Annotated in this window: 1 protein-coding gene; it reads right to left on the bottom strand. The window is 72.9% G+C overall.

Features of this window, described 5'->3' with window-relative positions; translation table 11 throughout:
* The coding region (locus tag AC1D2K_RS34965) for a YhdP family protein (protein ID WP_478095045.1) at positions 1 to 1,174 on the bottom strand (1,174 nt) is incomplete at both ends.

Below are 1,174 nucleotides of genomic sequence, written 5' to 3'. Positions count from 1 at the left end.
GTCGAGGGCCGGCAGGGTGCTCGGCTGCTCGTCGAGCAGCGACTCGACCGCGGTCGCCTCGCTGCGGGCGATCTTGAGCCGCGCGAGCCGCGCGTACAGCCGCCCGGCCTGCGCATGACGGTATTCGGCGTAGCCGCTGAGCTCGGTGGCGTCGACGTTGGCGCGCCAGAGCTGGCCGTCGCGCGTGCCGCCCAGCACCACGTCGTGCAGCGTTCGGCCGCCGAACGCCAGCTCCTGCGCGCGCAGCGCGATCACGGTGGGCAGGTAGGCGAGCGCGTCGTCGCCGCTGTCGACATTGGGCGCCGCTTCGGGCGCCTTGCCGGTGGTCTCGCTGAACAGCGCCTGCCAGGCGCTCAGGTCGAGCCGGGCGAAGCGCATGTTCGCGAGCACGCCGCGTTCGGGCGACGGCGCGGATTCGTCGGCCCCCAGCCCGATGCCGATGCCGCCGCGCAGCACGCGCGCCTCGCGGCCGGAAATGTCGCGCACGTAGCTGGCCGAGCCGACCTTGCCGAACTCGAGCGAGATCTGATCGTGGACCAGCGGCGCGGCGCCCGAGGCCCGGGCTTCGCGCAGCACGACCTTTTTCTCGACCCGCAGCGGCATGATCTCGTCGGCCTGCTTGGTCATGGGCGCCGGCAATTGCAGGCCCAGGCCCTGAAGGCTGCTCGTGAGCAGGAAGTCGGAGGCGCCCTCGCGCACCGAATAACGGGCCGCGTAGGGCGTGCTGCCGGTCGTGTTCTTGGCCAATCGCGCCAGCCAGTCGACCTCGCGCGCCGCGCGCAGGCCGTCGGCGCTCGCCGTGCCCTGGACGCGGATGTCCAGTTCCTGCCTGGCGCCGAAGCGGCCGCTGCCCTCGATGCGCATCGCACCCCCGAGCCCGCGCGCCTGCACGCCGGCCAACGAGAAGCCGTTCTCGGTGAAGCTCAGCGTGCCGCGCGCCTGCGTCAGCGCCGGCGCAGCGGACGCGAGCTGCAGCTCGTTGTCGGCCAGCACGATGCTGGCCTGCACCTTGGTCTTGTCCATCGCCTCCAGCGGCAGCTCGAGGCGCAGCTTGTAGTCGGCGTTGCCGGTCGCGCGCATCTCCGCCAGGGTGGCACCGACTTCGCCGGCCAGCGGCCCGCCGACCCGCAGCAGCTCGCCCAGCGGGCCCTTGGCCTGCGCATCGACCTTGAGC

Source organism: Variovorax sp. P1_H12_2 (assembly GCF_056405335.1).
The sequence above is the reverse complement of the archived record's forward strand: the minus strand, read 5'-3'. Positions and strand labels throughout refer to the sequence as shown.